This is a genomic window from Roseinatronobacter alkalisoli (assembly GCF_028745735.1).
Classification (GTDB): Bacteria; Pseudomonadota; Alphaproteobacteria; order Rhodobacterales; family Rhodobacteraceae; genus Roseinatronobacter; species Roseinatronobacter alkalisoli.
The window spans coordinates 61,890-77,324 of sequence record NZ_JAQZSM010000015.1 but is presented as its reverse complement, the minus strand read 5'-3'; the positions used below and the strand labels follow the sequence as shown (position 1 = coordinate 77,324).

Below are 15,435 nucleotides of genomic sequence, written 5' to 3'. Positions count from 1 at the left end.
GTCAGGGTAAGTCAATTACCTGTAACGCGAGGTGCCGCATCCGGCGCCCGACCATAAATGAATGAGGTACGAACATGATCAGGAGTTTCGCAACCGCTGCAGTGACCGCCAGCCTGCTGGCAGCGCCCGCATTTGCGCAATCGACATCCAAATCCGGCGCGCCGATGGCAGAGCCGCAGATAGCGCAACCCGCACAGCCAATGGCCCCCGCCGCACCACGTTTCAGCTGGACCGGTGGTTATGTCGGTGGGCAGCTGGGCTTTGGTCAGACCAGCGTGACCGGCGATTCAAATCGTCTGGGCGGTACAGCCGGTGTTTTTGCCGGTTATCGCATGGACATGGGTCAGGCCGTACTGGGCGTTGAAGGTGTTGTAACACCGGTATTGCCGGGCAGTTCAGACCTGCCGGGCGGCGACAGCATTCGCGGCACGGCATCGCTGCTGCTGTCAGCTGGTATGCCCTTCGGCCCTGATCAGCGCACGCTGGCCTATGTGAATGCAGGCCCGACAATCATGCGCACCGGCGGCAGCGGTGTGTCATCAGAGACATCGACCGGTGCGACTTTGGGTGTCGGCGTTGATTACATGCTGAACGACAACACGATGCTGCGGACCGGGCTGTCGCATACGCAGGTCAAATCGGTGGGCGCGGCCAATGCGCGCGTGCGCACCACAAGCGCGAATGTCGGTGTCGGGTTCAAGTTCTGATATCTGCAGCGCTTAAGTGACGAAAAAATGAAGGGGGTCTGCTGTCTGGCAGGCCCCCTTTGCCATTGTCATGTCAGGTTGGATGGCCCTGTTTTGCGGGTGGTCCCGGCGTGAAGCGGGCGTTCAGGCACCTACCAAGCCCGTGCGATCGGCAGGCCGCTGGACGGCCCATCGATCGCGCGGCGGGCTTCGCCCTTTGTTCCGCGCTATTGTATCCCTAACGTAGGGTTCAGGCAGGGTCATCCTGCCCCAATGCGGGTGCGGGGCGGCTGAAATCCAGATCACCGCCGGAGAAGGTGAAGGGCGAGCGCACGCCTTTCAGCCCACCCATGTCCAGTGCCAGCCCCCGCGCGATGACCTGCGGGTCGGCAAACACCTCGTCCATGGAATTGATCGGACCGGCGGGCACGCCCTGCGCTTCGCAGGCGGCCAGCAGATCAGCCTTTGCCCAGCCGCTGGTGCGCGCACAAATCAGGTCTGACAATGCATCGCGGTGACTGACGCGGGCGGCATTGGTCGCGTAATCGGGGTGATGTGCCAGATCATCCAGCCCCAGAACGGCGCAAAGGCGTTGATATTGCGCGTCATTTCCGGTGGCGATGATGATGTGCCCTTCTGCGCAAGGAACAACCTGATAGGGGGCAAGATTGGGGTGGAAATTACCTAGCCGCCCCGGCGCAGTGCCGGTCGCCAGATAGTTCATTGCCTGATTGGCCATGACCGACACTGCGCAATCCATCAGGGCCATGTCGATATGCTGGCCCTTGCCGGTCACAGTGCGCGCATGAAGCGCTGCCAGAATCGCCGTGCTGGCATAGATGCCGGTGAATATATCAGTAACGGCCACGCCCACTTTATGGGGTTGCCCGTCAGCAGGGCCAGTGACCGACATCAGCCCCGACATGCCCTGAATGATGTAATCATACCCCGCGCGGCTGGCATAGGGACCGGTCTGCCCGAACCCGGTGATGGAGCAGTAGATCAGCCGCGGGTTCAGCGCCGACAGGCTGGCATAATCCAGCCCGTATTTCACCAGCCCGCCCAGCTTGAAATTCTCGATCACGATATCCGCATCGCGGATCAGGTCGCGCACCTTTGCCTGCCCCTCTGGCGTGCGGAAATCGGCGATGACGGATTTCTTGCCGCGGTTGGTGGCGTGGAAATACGCGGCCTCCGGCGCGCCATCACGGTCAATGAAGGGCGGGCCCCAGCGGCGCGTATCGTCGCCGTCGGGGGATTCCACCTTGATGACATCGGCACCCAGATCGGCCAGTGTCTGGCCTGCCCATGGACCGGCCAGAATGCGCGCCAGTTCAACGACGCGCACGCCTTCAAGCGGCCCCATCGCTTCAGCCGCCCAGTTGTTCGTTCAGCACGCGCTGAAATTCGGCGAAGGGCATGTTGGAATATTGCTGCCCGTTGATCATGAAGGTAGGCGTGGCGCGGATGTTGTCGGCTTCGGCATTGGCCTGATAGAATTCTGTCAGTTCCAGCGCTTTTTCGGCATCTTCAAGGCAGGCATTCACTTCGGCGTCATTCATGCCGGCCTGACGCCCCAGCCGCCGCAGGTTGCTGGCAACTTCCATCGGGTCATTCGATCCGGCCCAGACGCGCTGCTGTTCATAGATCAGTTCAACCAGCCCGTGATAGCGCTGTTCACCGCCGCAGCGCGCGACCATGGCGGCCCACAGGCCATAGCGGTCGAAATAGACTTCGCGTTTCAGATACAGGATCTGGTCGGTATCGATGAATTCTTCCTTGATCTGCCGATAGGCGCCCTGATTGAAACTGGCGCAATGCGGGCAGGTGAAGGACGAATATTCAACCACCACCACCGACGCATCAGGGTTACCAAGCGGAATGTCCAGCGCGTGAATCTGATGCGCGCGGCCCTGCGCCTGTGCTGTCGTCGCGGTGACCTGGTTCTGGCCTTGCGACATGTACCACCAGCCGCCGCCGCCCAATGCGACAACAACAGCAAGCGCGGGGATAAGGGTTTTGTTCATCAGGTTTGTCCTTTGTTATGCGAGGCTCTGGAAAGCACATTTCCAGCCAGACGTTCAAGGGCTGTGCGCAGCCCGTCATCATGAACGCCATCTGCGACGGCCTTTGCCTGACGCAGTATTTGTGGATCGGGGGCCTTTGGGGCCGGTTGCGGGGCAGGGGTGAATGCGGCCTGCCCGTCGGCAAAGCCCATCGGCGCGGTCTGGGTCAGGCTGATACGCGCAATTGCGTTATAGCCGTAACAGGCGTTCACTTTTTCGCGCAATGCGGGCAGACGCATCTGCAGCATCGGCCCGGCGGCACCCGTTGTCAGCAGGGTCAGCGTGGCGCCAAGGCCCCCGCGCCCGTAACTGACCTTGACGGGGCGGCAACACGCGGCCAGTTCCGGCCCGGCGATTTCGGCCCAATGGGTCAGCAGGCGACTGACAGCAAAGCCGCGCGCTTCGCCCACCTTGCGGATCTGGGTGTTCAGCAGGCCCGACGCCGCTTCAAACCCGCGTCTGCGGCGCGGGGCCTGCGCGGCGGGGCTTTGCGTTTTTTGGGGCGGTTTTTTTGCCATTTTACCAGATGTGCTCTTGCGGGTTGTTTCGCGCAGTTTACCCTTTATGACGCCAAGGGCCAGAGGGCGCACGCGAATTTGACAAGAAGGACCATACCCATGCGCGACAGCGCTGACACCGGCATTTCATCGCGGCTGCTGGACTGGTATGACCGCCATGCCCGCGATCTGCCATGGCGCATTCCGCCACGGTCCGGCGCGCAGCCTGATCCATATCGCATCTGGCTGTCGGAAGTGATGTTGCAGCAGACCACGGTTGCCGCAGTGAAGGACTATTTTCACCGCTTCACCACCCGCTGGCCGGATGTGCAGGCACTGGCCGCCGCTGATGATGGCGATGTGATGGCCGCATGGGCGGGGCTTGGCTATTATGCGCGCGCGCGCAACCTGCTGAAATGCGCGCGCGTGGTGGCGGGGCAGGGCGGCTTCCCGGATACGCGCGCGGGGTTGCAGGAACTGCCCGGAATTGGCCCCTATACATCTGCGGCGATTGCGGCGATTGCCTTTGACCGGGTGGAAACGGTGGTGGATGGCAATGTCGAACGTGTGATGGCGCGGTTGTTTGATGAACACACGCCCTTGCCTGCGGCAAAGCCTGTGCTGACGGCGCTGGCGGCGGGGCTGACACCTGCGCACCGCCCCGGTGATTACGCGCAGGCGGTCATGGATCTCGGGGCCACGATCTGTACCCCGCGCAACCCGGCCTGCGGAATTTGCCCGCTGATGAAGGATTGCAGCGCGCGTGCAGCGGGTACTGCGGCGATGCTGCCGCTGAAGACGCGCAAAGCCGCGAAGCCTGTGCGTCTTGGTCTGGCTTATGTCGGGCGGCGCGTGGATGGGGCGTGGCTGATGGAACGCCGCCCCGGTCATGGGCTTCTGGGGGGGATGCTGGGCTGGCCGGGCAGTGCATGGGGCGACACCCCGCCGACAGATGCCGCGCCCGTGCCCGCCGACTGGTCGCCCGTGACTGCGGAAGTGCGCCACACCTTCACACATTTCCATTTGCGCCTGTCGCTGCGCGTGGCCCATCTGCCGATTGATGCGCCGGGGCTGTTTGTTGCAGCGCAGGATTTCACCCCGACCGCGCTGCCCACTGTCATGCGCAAGGCGCATGCGCTGGCACTGCCCTATTTCACCCAGACGGAGGCACCATGACTAACGACATCTCCCCGACCAGCGGCTATAAACTGACCCATACCATGCTGCGCATCAAGGATCCGCAGCGCGCGCTGGAATTCTATGAACAGGTGCTGGGCTTCCGGCTGATCACAAGGCTGGATTTTGACGATGCGCGGTTTTCACTTTATTTTCTGCAACCGCGCGGTCATGCCGACTGCGCCGACGGGTCGCTGGAAGAGACATTCAGCCGTATGGGATTGCTGGAACTGACCCATAACTGGGGCAGCGAAAATGATGACAGCACCATGCATTCGGGCAATTCCGACCCCAAGGGCTTTGGCCATATCTGTGTTGCAGTGCCCGATATTGCCGCCGCCTGCGCCCGGTTTGACGCCATGGGCGTGACATTCCAGAAACGTCTGGGCGAAGGCGGAATGAAAGAGATCGCTTTCATCCGCGACCCAGATGGGTATTGGATTGAAATTGTCCAGCCAGACCTGATGGAAGGGCTTCTGGCGCAGTACAGAGTGTGAATCTGTCGCATCTCTCTGGGCTTTGATGTGGTCTTGTTTCTGGTATCATGCGCCGCGAAGGGCGCCCCCTTTGTCGAAAGGCCCGTATTGTGACACCACAGCAGTTTCGCCGCCTCTCTGCCGCGCTACCCTTCTGGGCATCGCTGGGCTTTGTTCCACTGGTGGTTATTGCAGCGCTTTGGGGCGGGTGGTGGCTGGCGCTGATGCCGCTTTATGGCTGGGTGGCATTCACGGTGATGGATTTCATCACCGGCCTTTATAACGACAACCCCGACACTGAAACCCCGTTGGCGGACCTGTTCTGGTACCGGCTGATCACGCTGATCTGGTTTCCGGTGCAGTGCGTGGTCATTTTCGGCGCGCTCTGGTGGGCTGCCACCACCACACATCTGCACTGGCTGGAAGAACTGGCGCTGATGTTCGGGGTGGGTGTCATGTCGGGGGTGATCGGCATTGTCTATAGCCATGAATTGCTGCACCAGAAAACCGCACTGGAACGCTGGCTGGGCGATCTGCTGCTGGCATCGGTGCTGTATTCGCATTTCCGGTCCGAACATCTGCAGGTGCATCACCGCTATGTCGGCACCCCGCGCGACCCGGTGACCGCGCGACTGGGCGAAGGGTTTCAGGCCTATTTTCTGCGTGTGCTGCGCGATTGCCCGCCATCTGCGTTGCGCGCAGAAGCCGCGATGCTGGCACGCAAGGGCCTGCCGGTCTGGCACCACAGCAACCCGTTCTGGCGTTACGCCGCGCTTCAGGGTGCAATGCTGACGCTGGCCCTGGTGATCGGGGGGTGGTGGGGGGTGGTTCTGTTCATGTGGCAGGCACTGATTGCCATTTGGCAGCTGGAACTGACGAATTACATTGAACATTACGGGTTGACACGGCGGCATCTGGGGGACGGAAAATATGAACCCGTGCGCCCGCATCACAGCTGGAACGCCTCGCATCGGGCGTCAAACTGGCTGATGATCAACCTGCAACGCCATTCCGACCACCATTACAAACCCGACCGCCGTTTTCCGCTGTTGCAGACCTATGGTACGGATCAGGCCCCGCAACTGCCCTTCGGCTATCCGGCGTTGACGACATTGGCGATGGTGCCGCCCCTGTGGCGGCGGTTTATGAACCCGAAAGTGCGCGCCTGGCGGCGGCAGTTCTACCCCGATATTTCGGATTGGGGGGACTATGACCGTCATGAAACGCCCTTGCCGCGCGGGGCGTCGTGAGCGTGCAAAGCCCGCGCAATCGGTGGGGGCATATGCAAGGCTGTTGGTCTGAAACAGATGTCGGGAATCCAAAGGCGCGGAGCAAAGGCCGCAGCCCGCCGCGCCACTGGCGGGCCGTCCCGCGGCCTGCCGGTTACCCCGGTGCTATGCCAGGCGTTGAAAGCCGGAATATGCCGCATGGATAAAGTGAACTTCTACTACGCCGGACCGGCAGTCCCCGGCCCACCGATGGCGCGGCGGGCTGCGGCCTTTGCTCCGCGCCTTTGAGAACCATCAACCGCCGTTTCACCATACCCTACGGGCGCGCCACGTTGCTGGACATCAGTTCCGGCAGGAACAGCACCAGCGCGGGAAATGCGACAATCAGCGCGACCACCACGAAATCCGCAAGGATGAAGGGCAGCACGCCCCGGAACACCTCGGTCACTGTGACATAGCGGCTGGCCACATTCTTGATGACAAACACATTCATCCCCACAGGCGGTGTGATCATGCCGACCTCCAGCAGCTTGACGACCAGAACCCCGAACCACACCAGGCTAAGGCCCTGCGCATCGATCAGGGGCAGGAAAATCGGCAGGGTGACCAGCATGGCCCCGAAGGGTTCCATGAATGTACCAAGGATCAGATAGATGATGATGATCACCAGCAGCACTGTCACATAGGTCATGCCCGACCCCGCCACGAAGGACGAAATCAGGTTTGACACCCCCGACAGGCCCAGAAAACGGGTGAACATGGTGGCCCCGATGCCGATGATCAGCAGCGAACTGGTGGTGATGACAGTTTCGGTCACCGAATCGGTGAAGGCCTTGCGGGTCAGCCGCCCCATGGACGCCGCAAGAATGATGGTTCCCAGCGCGCCGACCGCACCGGCCTGCGTGGCGGTGAAAAGCCCGGAAAACAACCCGCCGAAAATAAACCCGATCAGCGTCAGTATCGGGGCCACCTGCGCAAGCGAACGCCACAGATGCGCCTTTTCCACATGTGCCTGACGCGGAATGATATCGGGACGCAGCCAGGCAATGACCAGCACGACCATGCAATAGGAAATCGCGGTCAGCAGCCCGATGGCAATGCCGCCAAGAAACACTTCTATGATCGATGTTTCGGCAATGACGCCATAGATGATCATCAGGATGGAGGGCGGAATAAGCGCACCGATAGTGCCACCCGCCGCAATACAGCCCGATGCGATGGACGGGCGATAGCCCGCCTTGACCATTTCAGGAATGGCAATGCGCCCCATCGCTGCTGCGCAGGCCAGTGACGACCCCGACACGGCGGCAAAACCTGAACAGGCAAAAACCGATGAAATGGCCAGCCCGCCGGGCAGTCTGGCAAGCAGCGCTTTCGCGGCCTCGAACAGGCCACCTGTCAGCCCGGTATGATAGGCTATGAACCCCATCAGCAGGAACATGGGCACGGCACTCATGGTCCATTTCGCCGCAAAGGAATAGGGCGTGTTCGACAGAATGCCCATGGCGGGGTTCCACCCGATCATGGCCCAGATCCCGGCGAAGGACACGATGATCAGCGCCAGCGCCACAGGCAGGCGCAGCACCAGCAGCCCCATCAGGATGGCAACACCCCAAAGACCGATTTCGACACTCATGTTTCATCGCTTTCTGTGGTGGTTTTCAGGGTCTGGCCGATGCTGACCGACAGGATTGCCAGTGCCATCAGCACACAGGCGAGTGTCGCAAGGGCAAAGCCCGCAGGCACAAGGAAATAGGAATGCCAGACCGGCATCTGCACACTCACCAGCTCAACATATGCGCCGGACTTCGCCTCGCGCAGCGCCTTAAGCCAGTTGGCATAGGTCATCACCGCATAAACACCCGCAGCGATGACATAAATCACGAAATCCGATACCAGCCGCACCGGGCGGGACATGGCAAAATCCAGCAATTCGACAGCAATCATCTGGTTGCGCAATGTCAGCCAGCCCAGCGGCAGAAAGGCCACGGCAACCATATAATAACGCGCCACGATTTCGGGCGTGGTGTTCATGGACAGGCGGAACAGGTTCAGCAGAACCACATCCAGACTGACATGCAGCATCATCAGCACCACGGCGACAGCGCCGATCAGGGACAGGCCCCGACACAGGCCCACCGCCAGTTTGACCAGAAAAATCATATCAGGCACCCCAAAAACCCCTTCGGCCGGACGCGGCCGAAGGGGAAAGGATCACTCAGGATCATTACAGCCCGTAGCTGGACAGATCGACATTTGCCCAGATTTCTTCCATGGCGCGGGCGGCCAGCGCGTCGGGATCATCGCCGGTTTCTTCAAGGATCGCTGTCCATTTCTCAACGGCTTCCGCGAACTGTCCGGCAAGTTCATCGGCGCTGATGCGCGCTTCTGCGTCGGCGGCGGCGAATGCCTCTGACGCTTCCAGCAATGCATCATCGGGAGCGATGACTTCGATCCCGGCAGCGTCCACGGCATTGCGCGCGGCTTCCGGCAACTGGAAACCCCAGCGGTCGGTCAGGGTCGGGTTGGCACGGTTTGCCGCACGGACAAGCGTTGCGCGGTCTTCGGCATTCATGGCTTCCCATGTGGACTGGTTCACCGTGAAGTTGGAGGTCACATGATAGGTGCCCAGCGGAACCGTGGTGACATATTGCGCCACATCGACCAGACGGAATGACAGCATGTCAACGATTGACGACATGGTGCCGTCAATCGTGCCCTGATTCATCCCCTCGAACTGCTCGCCCACTGGCATACTGACCGGGGTAGCGCCGAAATGTTCAGCCCAGCGCGAGAAGGGCGCCCCACCGGAGCGCAGGCGCAGACCCTGCAGATCTGCGGCAGTGCGCACAGGTGTCGTGGTCAACAGGACATAGGGGTCCGAAGCCCCGGCGCCCAGAAACACCATTCCCTTGTCGCGGAATTCCTGCTGGCAAGGCTCGCAGTTCACCACGAATTCGGTCATGGCCAGTGCCATTGCATGTGAAAGCCGCCCGATCAGCGCCATATCACCCGCAACATTGGTGCGCGGGAAATCCGCCGGAAAGAACAGCGGCAACAGGTTGCCGACATTGATCAGTTCTGATTGCAGGCCATCGGGGATCTGTGTCAGTGATACGACTTCAGGGCCGATCAGTGTCAGGCTCATGCTGCCGCCGCTTTCTTCTTCCAGATATTCGGCGAATTTTTCATACATATATGTCGAGGGGTGCGCCTGCGACGCACCGGGCGCGCCGCGCAGGTTCTGCGCCTGTGCGCCACTTGCGGCGGCAATGGCGAAAGCCGCGCCCATCATCAGTGTTTTCGTCAGTTTCATGGTACTTTTCCTCCCAGATGTTGACCATTCAATCATATTACCCTGCGGATGTGGCGCTGGTTGTCAGCGCTGTTTCCGCTGTCGGGCCAATTCCGCAGTATTTCCGCAGCAGGCGGTTCAGTTCCTGCTGTTCTGTTGCTGTCAGCCCCCCGCGTTCATGGGGGGATGAAGCGCTGTAAAATGCGCGCGCCATGTCCAGCGCGGCCAGCCCCGCAGGCCGGACCGACAGCATGACTGTGCGCCGGTTCTTGGGCGGGATGATGCGCATGACCAGACCGCGATCTTCAAATCCGCGTATCAGGCGCGTCATCGCCGCAGGCTTTATATACAGCGCGCGGGCAAGCTGGCCCTGCCGCACACCGGGGGTCTGGGCGATGACCTGAAGGATGGTGAATTCTGCCGCACTCAGGCAGAGGGTGCCATCGCCATTGCCCAGTGTTTCACGCACCTGCAGCCATGCCATACGCAGCAGGAATCCGGTATTATGGCGCAACCCCCCGAAATTCAGCCCGTCTTCCGGGTCCGTTATCATCGGGAAATCATTGCGTTGCGCTGCCGCGCCCTGTGCGTGTTCCGGCATGACAAATCCCCCTCCGAAAGATATGTTATGCTATTAACTGTTCCAGATCAAACAGTTTTTAATGGTGCTTTTCGCCGGATCCGGCCTGTATTCATACCCGGATGATCCCGTCACTGTCGCTGAACAGTTCCGCAATGCGCGGGGCATGGCTGTCGCGCATCGCACGTTGGTTCAGGCTGCCTTTTTCCGTGATCTCGCCCTTGTCGAAACTGGGGACCGTTTCCACCACCAGCGCCCGGCGCACGCGGCTGGCGGACCCGGTCGCCTGTTTTGCGGCCTTCGCCAGACGGTCCTGCAACACTGCGGTCAGTTCATCCGCCGGCATGGTGCGGGCCTTGTCCGACAGCAGCAGCAATGCCCCCAGTTCGGACTGGTTTTCCCCCACGATCACGGCGTCACGAATCAGCCCGCCCATAGCATCGACCAATGCCGCGCGGACCGCGCCCACGGAAACCCACGTGCCTGTCGACAGCTTGAAGTTTTCCGCCACGCGCCCGTCAAAATAAAACCCTTTGGCCAGATCCTGCGGGTCTGCGGGGCGCAGCGCGTCGCCCAGACAATAGAACCCCTCTTCGTCGAACGCATCCGCAGTGCGGGCGGGATCGCCGAAATAGCCGGGTGTGATGGTCGGCCCTTTCAGGCGTGCTTCCAGCTTGTCGCCTGAAGGAACCAGTTTCAGCGTCAGCCCGCGCGACGGCACCCCCAGATTACCCGCCTTGTCCTGAATATCGGTGCAGGCCAGCGCGAAGGGCGCGGTTTCCGTGGCACCAAGGCCGGTGGCCAGCAGCACGTCGCGCCCCGTCACCCTGCGCCCCAGCGCCGACAGGCGGTCCCATGTGTGCTGTGCCATGCCCGCGCCCGCATAAAACAACATACCAAGTTTCGCATAGAATTTCTGCGCCAGCGCGTCGTCCTGTTCCATCGCGTCAATCAGCATGTCATAGCCGACCGGCACATTGAAATACCAAGTGCAGGAAATTTCACGCAGGTTGCGCAGGGTTTCGTCAAATTTACCCGGAACCGGACGGCCATCATCAATGTAATAGGTGCCGCCATTGGTCAGCACCAGATAATTGACCTTGTTGCCCGCGGCAGTATGGTTCCAGGGTGCCCAGTCCAGCACCACAGGTGGTTCCCATGTCAGAAAGCGATAGCAATCGCGCAGCATTGCGGCCATGGCGCAGATCATGCGGTTGGTATTGATCACGGCCTTCGGGCTGCCGGTGGACCCTGATGTGAACAGATATTTGACAACTGTATCAGGGCTCAGGGCTGCGCGTGCCGTATCCGCCGCAGCCGGATCAGCCGTCAGCAGATCGTCAAACGCGACCGTATCCGAACCACCACCGCGCAGGGTGATGACCGACTGGCGCGCTGCCGCAATGGCCTGAAGCGCAGGCGCGAATGCCGCCCCGTCATCGGCGAATACCGCGCCGGGTTGCAGCAGCGCGACAATGTCGCGTAGTTTGCCATGGTCCTTGGACACCAGCGAATAGGCGGGCGACACCGGCGCATAAGGAATGCCCGCATAGGTGCAGCCAAGCCCCAGCAGCGCATGTTCCAGACTGTTTTCGGACAGCACCAGCAAGGGCCGGTCCGGCCCCAGACCAAGCCCCAGCAAAGCCGCGCCGATGTGCCGCGCCATATCGCGCGCCTGCGCGTAGCTGATGCGCCGCCAGTCCCCGCCAGCGTCGCGCCGCGCCATCCAGGTGTTATCAGGTGTCGCATCTGCCCATTTGTCCAGGTAATCCGCAATCAGCGGCATATGCGCGGGCAGGGGGTCAGTCTGGCGCATCAGGATCGTGCCATCCGGGCGGTGCTCATATTCAAATTCCGGCGACCAGAAACGGGCTTGGGCGGGGGGCTGGACAGTCATGGGATTGAATTCTCCGAATGGTTTGGTGGCATTGGTCAGCAGGGGCGGGCGCAGTATTTCATGGCGTGGAATCATTTCCATGGGCGTGGCGCAATTTGCGCAGCATGTGCAGAAGCTGTGCCTGTTCCTGCGGGTTCAGCGGCGACAGCAAATTCGCTTCATGTGCCTGCACCTGTTGCAAGATGGCGCGGATCCGTTTGTGGCCTTGCGCGGTTGGTACCAGCGCCTGCGACCGCCGGTCCCCCGGCACGGCTGCGCGCCGGACAAGACCGCCCTTTTCCAGTTCATCAATGATCGCAACAAGGCCGGAACGTTCGATGCCCAGCCTGCGCGCCACATCGCTTTGTGTGATCATCGGCATTTCCACGATCTGCGCCAGTACCGACATTGCGCGCGGGGTCATTCCGGCATTTTCAACACTGTTGCGGAAATCATCACGGAAAATCATATAGGCGCGCTTCAGGTTATAACCGAGCAGCGAATCTATGCTGCCAGCTGCCGCGTTATCTGTATCCGCTTTCAGCACTTTCCCCATGCCTCCCCCGCATTCATGAAGCTGTGGCGCTTGCACGCAGGTAACGATTAGCAGGTTGATCGTTACCTTACAATACTGTTTACTATGTGACGTATTTCTGCAATATGACATCTGACCAGACAGGAGGAAGACATGGACGGCACCACGCAAACGCTTGTGACATATGAGCTTCAGGGCGATATCGCCGTCATCGGGCTGAACCGCCCCGAGAAGCGCAACGCCATTTCCGACCGCTTTGTCGAGGCGCTTCACGTCGCTGCCACGCGCGCCCGGTCCGAAGCCCGCGCCGCGGTGATTTACGGCGTCGGGGATCATTTCTGCGCTGGTCTGGACCTGGCCGAGCATAAGGAAAAACCCCTGTTTGAAGCGATTCAGGGCTCGCGGCGCTGGCATGCGGTATTCACGGAATTCGAACGCGGGGAAATTCCGTTCATCAGTGCGCTGCATGGCGCAGTGGTGGGCGGCGGGTTTGAACTGGCCGCGGCGACCCATATCCGCGTGGCCGATGAAAGCACCTTTTTCGGCCTGCCCGAAGGCCAGCGCGGCATTTTCGTGGGCGGCGGCGGGTCCGTGCGTGTGGGGCGCCTGATCGGGGCCGCGCGCATGACTGACATGATGCTGACCGGGCGCACCGTGTCCCCCGCACAGATGGAACAATGGGGCGGCGTGTCCTATGTCGTGCCCAAAGGCCGCGCGCTGGAAACCGCGAAGGAACTTGCGCGCGCTGCTGCGTCAAACGCGCCGCTGTCGAATTATGCGGTTCTGAACGCCCTGCCGCGCATCGCGGAAATGTCGGTCGAGGATGGCCTGTTCACCGAATCGGTTGTATCCGCGCTGACATCGGAAACACCCGAAGCAAAACAGCGCCTGCGTGATTTTCTGGAAAAACGCACCGCCCGGCTGAAAGCCCCGGACGCGCCGTGACCGGCCTGTTGCCTGTCCCCCTTCACACTACCTGCGAAAGGATCAGCCGATGAACCTGGACGAGATTATCGCAATCGACTTTCACACCCATGCGGAAGAACCCTGCAACTGCCACCGCGATGATGGCTATAACGAATTCCAGCAAGGGATGGCCGCGTATTTCAAAAACCCCGCCGGGGTGGACGGTATGCTGCCCACGGTGCCGCAAACCGCCGCATATTACCGCGAACGCAAGATTGCCGCAGTGATTTTCGGTGTCGATGCCGAACGCGAAACCGGGTTTTACCGGCACACGAACGAAGAAATCGCGCAACATTGCGCGGAAAATTCGGATATTTTGATTCCCTTCGCCTCGATCGATCCGGCCAAGGGGAAACTTGGCGCGCGCGAAGCTCGCCGCCTTGTGCGGGACTTCGGGGTCAAGGGGTTCAAGTTCCACCCGACAATGCAGGGTTTCTTCCCGAATGACCGCATGGCCTATCCCTTGTATGAAGCTATTGCCGAAGAAGGCGCGGTGATGCTGTTCCATACCGGCCAGACAGGGGTGGGGTCCGGTATGCGCGGCGGCATGGGCATGCGGCTGAAATATTCCAACCCGATGCATCTGGATGATGTCGCGGTGGATTTCCCCGATACGCAAATCGTCATGGCGCACCCGTCCTTTCCCTGGACGGAAGAAGGGCTGTCCGTCGCGCAGCACAAACCGAATGTCTATATCGACATGTCGGGGTGGTCGCCGAAATATTTTCCGCCGATATTCACGCATTACGCGAACACGCTTCTGAAACGGAAAATGCTGTTCGGGTCGGACTGGCCTGCCATCACGCCGGACCGCTGGCTGAGTGACTTTGCGGAACTGCCCATCCGTGACGAGGTACGCCCGCTGATCCTGAAGGAAAACGCGGCACGCCTGCTGAAACTGAAATAGCGGAAAGGGGGCCTTTTGCGGCCCCTTTTTCACGTCTTGGGCGGGGTTGGTGGCGCGGGGAAAACCCGTCCGTCCAGAATTTTGCGGGCCGTGCGCATGACGCCTGCGCGCGTCACCGTACCGCCTGCATCCGTTTCGATCAGCACTTCGGCGGCCCCGGTCGGGTGTTCAACGCTGTAGCGGCCATCTTCGGGCCTGCGCGCCAGCGGATACGCCACACTTCCCGGCAGCGTGCAGGCCGTGGCAACCGACACGGCGGCAAACACGCCGATGGTCGCATGGCAACGATGCGGAATGAAACTGCGCGTGGAAATCGCACCGCCTGCACTCGCTTCGGACACCAGCGTCATCTTGGGCACGGATTTATCGCGCACATCACCAAGATTCATCATCGGCCCGACCGCCAGACGAATTGCCTCCAGCCGCGATTTCAGGTCCGCATTGGCGTCCAGATCCTCGCGGCTTTCCTGTCCGCTGATCCCGAAATCAGCCGCGCGCAGCACGACAATAGGCATGCCATTATCGATGCAGGTCACCTCGGTGCCTTCCACCACATCCACCACATGTCCAGTGGGCAGCAGCGCCCCGCACATGGACCCTGCAATATTCTCAAACAGCAAGGGCAGGGCGGCATGCTGGCCCGGCACCCCGTCAATGGCGGTATCCCCATCGTAGCTGACATGCCCGCCCGGCGTCTGCACCCGCGCCAGCGCAACTTCGCCCGTGTTGCGCATGTGAATGCGCACCGGCGTTTCCCCGTCCTGCGCTGCAACCAGCCCGCGCTCAATCGCCGCTGGCCCGACACCAGCCAGAATATTGCCGCAGCCCTGCGCATCTGACACCAGCGCCTGATCCACGAAAACCTGCAGGAACAGGTAATCGACATCGGCATCCGCGCGCGTTGACGGGGCCAGAACCGCCACTTTGGATGTCAGCGGATCGCCGCCCCCGATCCCGTCAATCTGGCGCGGATCAGGGCTGCCCATGATGCGCAGCAACAGCGCATCGCGCGCGCCACTTTCCGCAGGCAGGTCCGCGGCCAGCAGGTAGACCCCTTTCGATGTCCCCCCCCGCATCCACAGACAGGGAATTCCCTGATGCTCGGTCTCGTGCATGAAAACCCTTTCATCTTGCCGGAAACGCCCC

At 61.0% G+C, this 15,435-nt stretch carries 16 protein-coding genes; 6 read left to right on the top strand and 10 right to left on the bottom strand.

From position 1 onward, the window contains the following. The first annotated feature begins 74 nt into the window (after positions 1-74). Positions 75-707 carry an outer membrane protein gene (locus PUT78_RS15160; protein WP_274353111.1) on the top strand — a complete coding sequence of 211 codons (633 nt, stop codon included), beginning with the start codon at positions 75-77 and terminating at the stop codon, positions 705-707. Positions 708-936: 229 nt separating this feature from the next. Here the strand turns inward: PUT78_RS15160 and PUT78_RS15155 are convergent, their stop codons facing one another. Genes PUT78_RS15155 through PUT78_RS15145 form a run of 3 tightly spaced genes read right to left on the bottom strand, consistent with a single transcriptional unit; the run spans position 937 to position 3,270 of the window. Further along, on the bottom strand, positions 937-2,052 hold the full coding sequence (locus PUT78_RS15155; RefSeq protein ID WP_274353110.1) for a CaiB/BaiF CoA transferase family protein: 1,116 nt from the start codon (positions 2,050-2,052) through the stop codon (positions 937-939). A 4-nt stretch (positions 2,053-2,056) separates the two neighbouring features. After that, a complete protein-coding gene (locus PUT78_RS15150; RefSeq protein WP_274353109.1) occupies positions 2,057-2,713 on the bottom strand; it encodes a thioredoxin domain-containing protein in 657 nt (218 codons plus the stop codon). Beyond that, positions 2,713-3,270 (bottom strand): DUF721 domain-containing protein, encoded by a 558-nt coding sequence (locus PUT78_RS15145; protein ID WP_274353108.1) that lies wholly within the window; start codon positions 3,268-3,270, stop codon positions 2,713-2,715. The genes PUT78_RS15150 and PUT78_RS15145 overlap by 1 nt, the downstream gene beginning before the upstream one ends. Before the next feature lie 99 nt (positions 3,271-3,369). On the opposite strand from PUT78_RS15145, the gene PUT78_RS15140 reads away from it, so the two are divergent. The 3 genes from PUT78_RS15140 (at position 3,370) to PUT78_RS15130 (ending at position 6,151) form a co-directional block, all read left to right on the top strand. Next, on the top strand, positions 3,370-4,425 hold the full coding sequence (locus PUT78_RS15140) for an A/G-specific adenine glycosylase (RefSeq protein WP_274353107.1): 1,056 nt from the start codon (positions 3,370-3,372) through the stop codon (positions 4,423-4,425). Beyond that, complete coding sequence (gene gloA / locus PUT78_RS15135; protein WP_274353106.1) at positions 4,422-4,922, top strand: lactoylglutathione lyase; 501 nt, start codon at positions 4,422-4,424, stop codon at positions 4,920-4,922. Before PUT78_RS15140 ends, gloA begins: the two co-directional genes overlap by 4 nt. Before the next feature lie 86 nt (positions 4,923-5,008). Further along, positions 5,009-6,151: an alkane 1-monooxygenase gene (locus tag PUT78_RS15130; RefSeq protein ID WP_420793505.1), complete on the top strand. Its 1,143-nt coding sequence runs from the start codon at positions 5,009-5,011 to the stop codon at positions 6,149-6,151. Positions 6,152-6,446: 295 nt separating this feature from the next. Here PUT78_RS15130 and PUT78_RS15125 read toward each other — a convergent pair whose 3' ends face one another. From PUT78_RS15125 to PUT78_RS15100, 6 genes are all read right to left on the bottom strand, one after another. Beyond that, the gene (locus tag PUT78_RS15125) at positions 6,447-7,766 is read right to left on the bottom strand and encodes a TRAP transporter large permease (RefSeq protein ID WP_274353104.1); all 1,320 of its coding nucleotides are present in this window, start codon (positions 7,764-7,766) and stop codon (positions 6,447-6,449) included. After that, positions 7,763-8,293 carry a TRAP transporter small permease gene (locus PUT78_RS15120; RefSeq protein WP_274353149.1) on the bottom strand — a complete coding sequence of 177 codons (531 nt, stop codon included), beginning with the start codon at positions 8,291-8,293 and terminating at the stop codon, positions 7,763-7,765. Before PUT78_RS15120 ends, PUT78_RS15125 begins: the two co-directional genes overlap by 4 nt. Positions 8,294-8,357: 64 nt before the next feature. Then, on the bottom strand, positions 8,358-9,446 hold the full coding sequence (locus PUT78_RS15115) for a C4-dicarboxylate TRAP transporter substrate-binding protein (protein ID WP_274353103.1): 1,089 nt from the start codon (positions 9,444-9,446) through the stop codon (positions 8,358-8,360). Positions 9,447-9,483: 37 nt separating this feature from the next. Continuing rightward, on the bottom strand, positions 9,484-10,026 hold the full coding sequence (locus PUT78_RS15110) for a MarR family winged helix-turn-helix transcriptional regulator (protein ID WP_274353102.1): 543 nt from the start codon (positions 10,024-10,026) through the stop codon (positions 9,484-9,486). 91 nt (positions 10,027-10,117) lie between these two features. Beyond that, positions 10,118-11,983 (bottom strand): feruloyl-CoA synthase, encoded by a 1,866-nt coding sequence (locus PUT78_RS15105; protein ID WP_274353101.1) that lies wholly within the window; start codon positions 11,981-11,983, stop codon positions 10,118-10,120. Continuing rightward, a complete protein-coding gene (locus PUT78_RS15100) occupies positions 11,961-12,437 on the bottom strand; it encodes a MarR family winged helix-turn-helix transcriptional regulator (protein WP_274353100.1) in 477 nt (158 codons plus the stop codon). The genes PUT78_RS15105 and PUT78_RS15100 overlap by 23 nt, the downstream gene beginning before the upstream one ends. A gap of 132 nt (positions 12,438-12,569) precedes the next feature. Here PUT78_RS15100 and PUT78_RS15095 point away from each other — a divergent pair, with 132 nt between their 5' ends. Further along, positions 12,570-13,361: a crotonase/enoyl-CoA hydratase family protein gene (locus PUT78_RS15095; RefSeq protein ID WP_274353099.1), complete on the top strand. Its 792-nt coding sequence runs from the start codon at positions 12,570-12,572 to the stop codon at positions 13,359-13,361. Positions 13,362-13,410: 49 nt separating this feature from the next. Further along, positions 13,411-14,289 (top strand): amidohydrolase family protein, encoded by an 879-nt coding sequence (locus PUT78_RS15090; RefSeq protein ID WP_274353098.1) that lies wholly within the window; start codon positions 13,411-13,413, stop codon positions 14,287-14,289. A 29-nt stretch (positions 14,290-14,318) separates the two neighbouring features. Here PUT78_RS15090 and PUT78_RS15085 read toward each other — a convergent pair whose 3' ends face one another. Continuing rightward, positions 14,319-15,404, bottom strand: coding sequence for a 4-oxalomesaconate tautomerase (locus PUT78_RS15085; protein ID WP_274353097.1), 1,086 nt, complete (start codon positions 15,402-15,404; stop codon positions 14,319-14,321). Between the last annotated feature and the right edge of the window lie 31 nt (positions 15,405-15,435).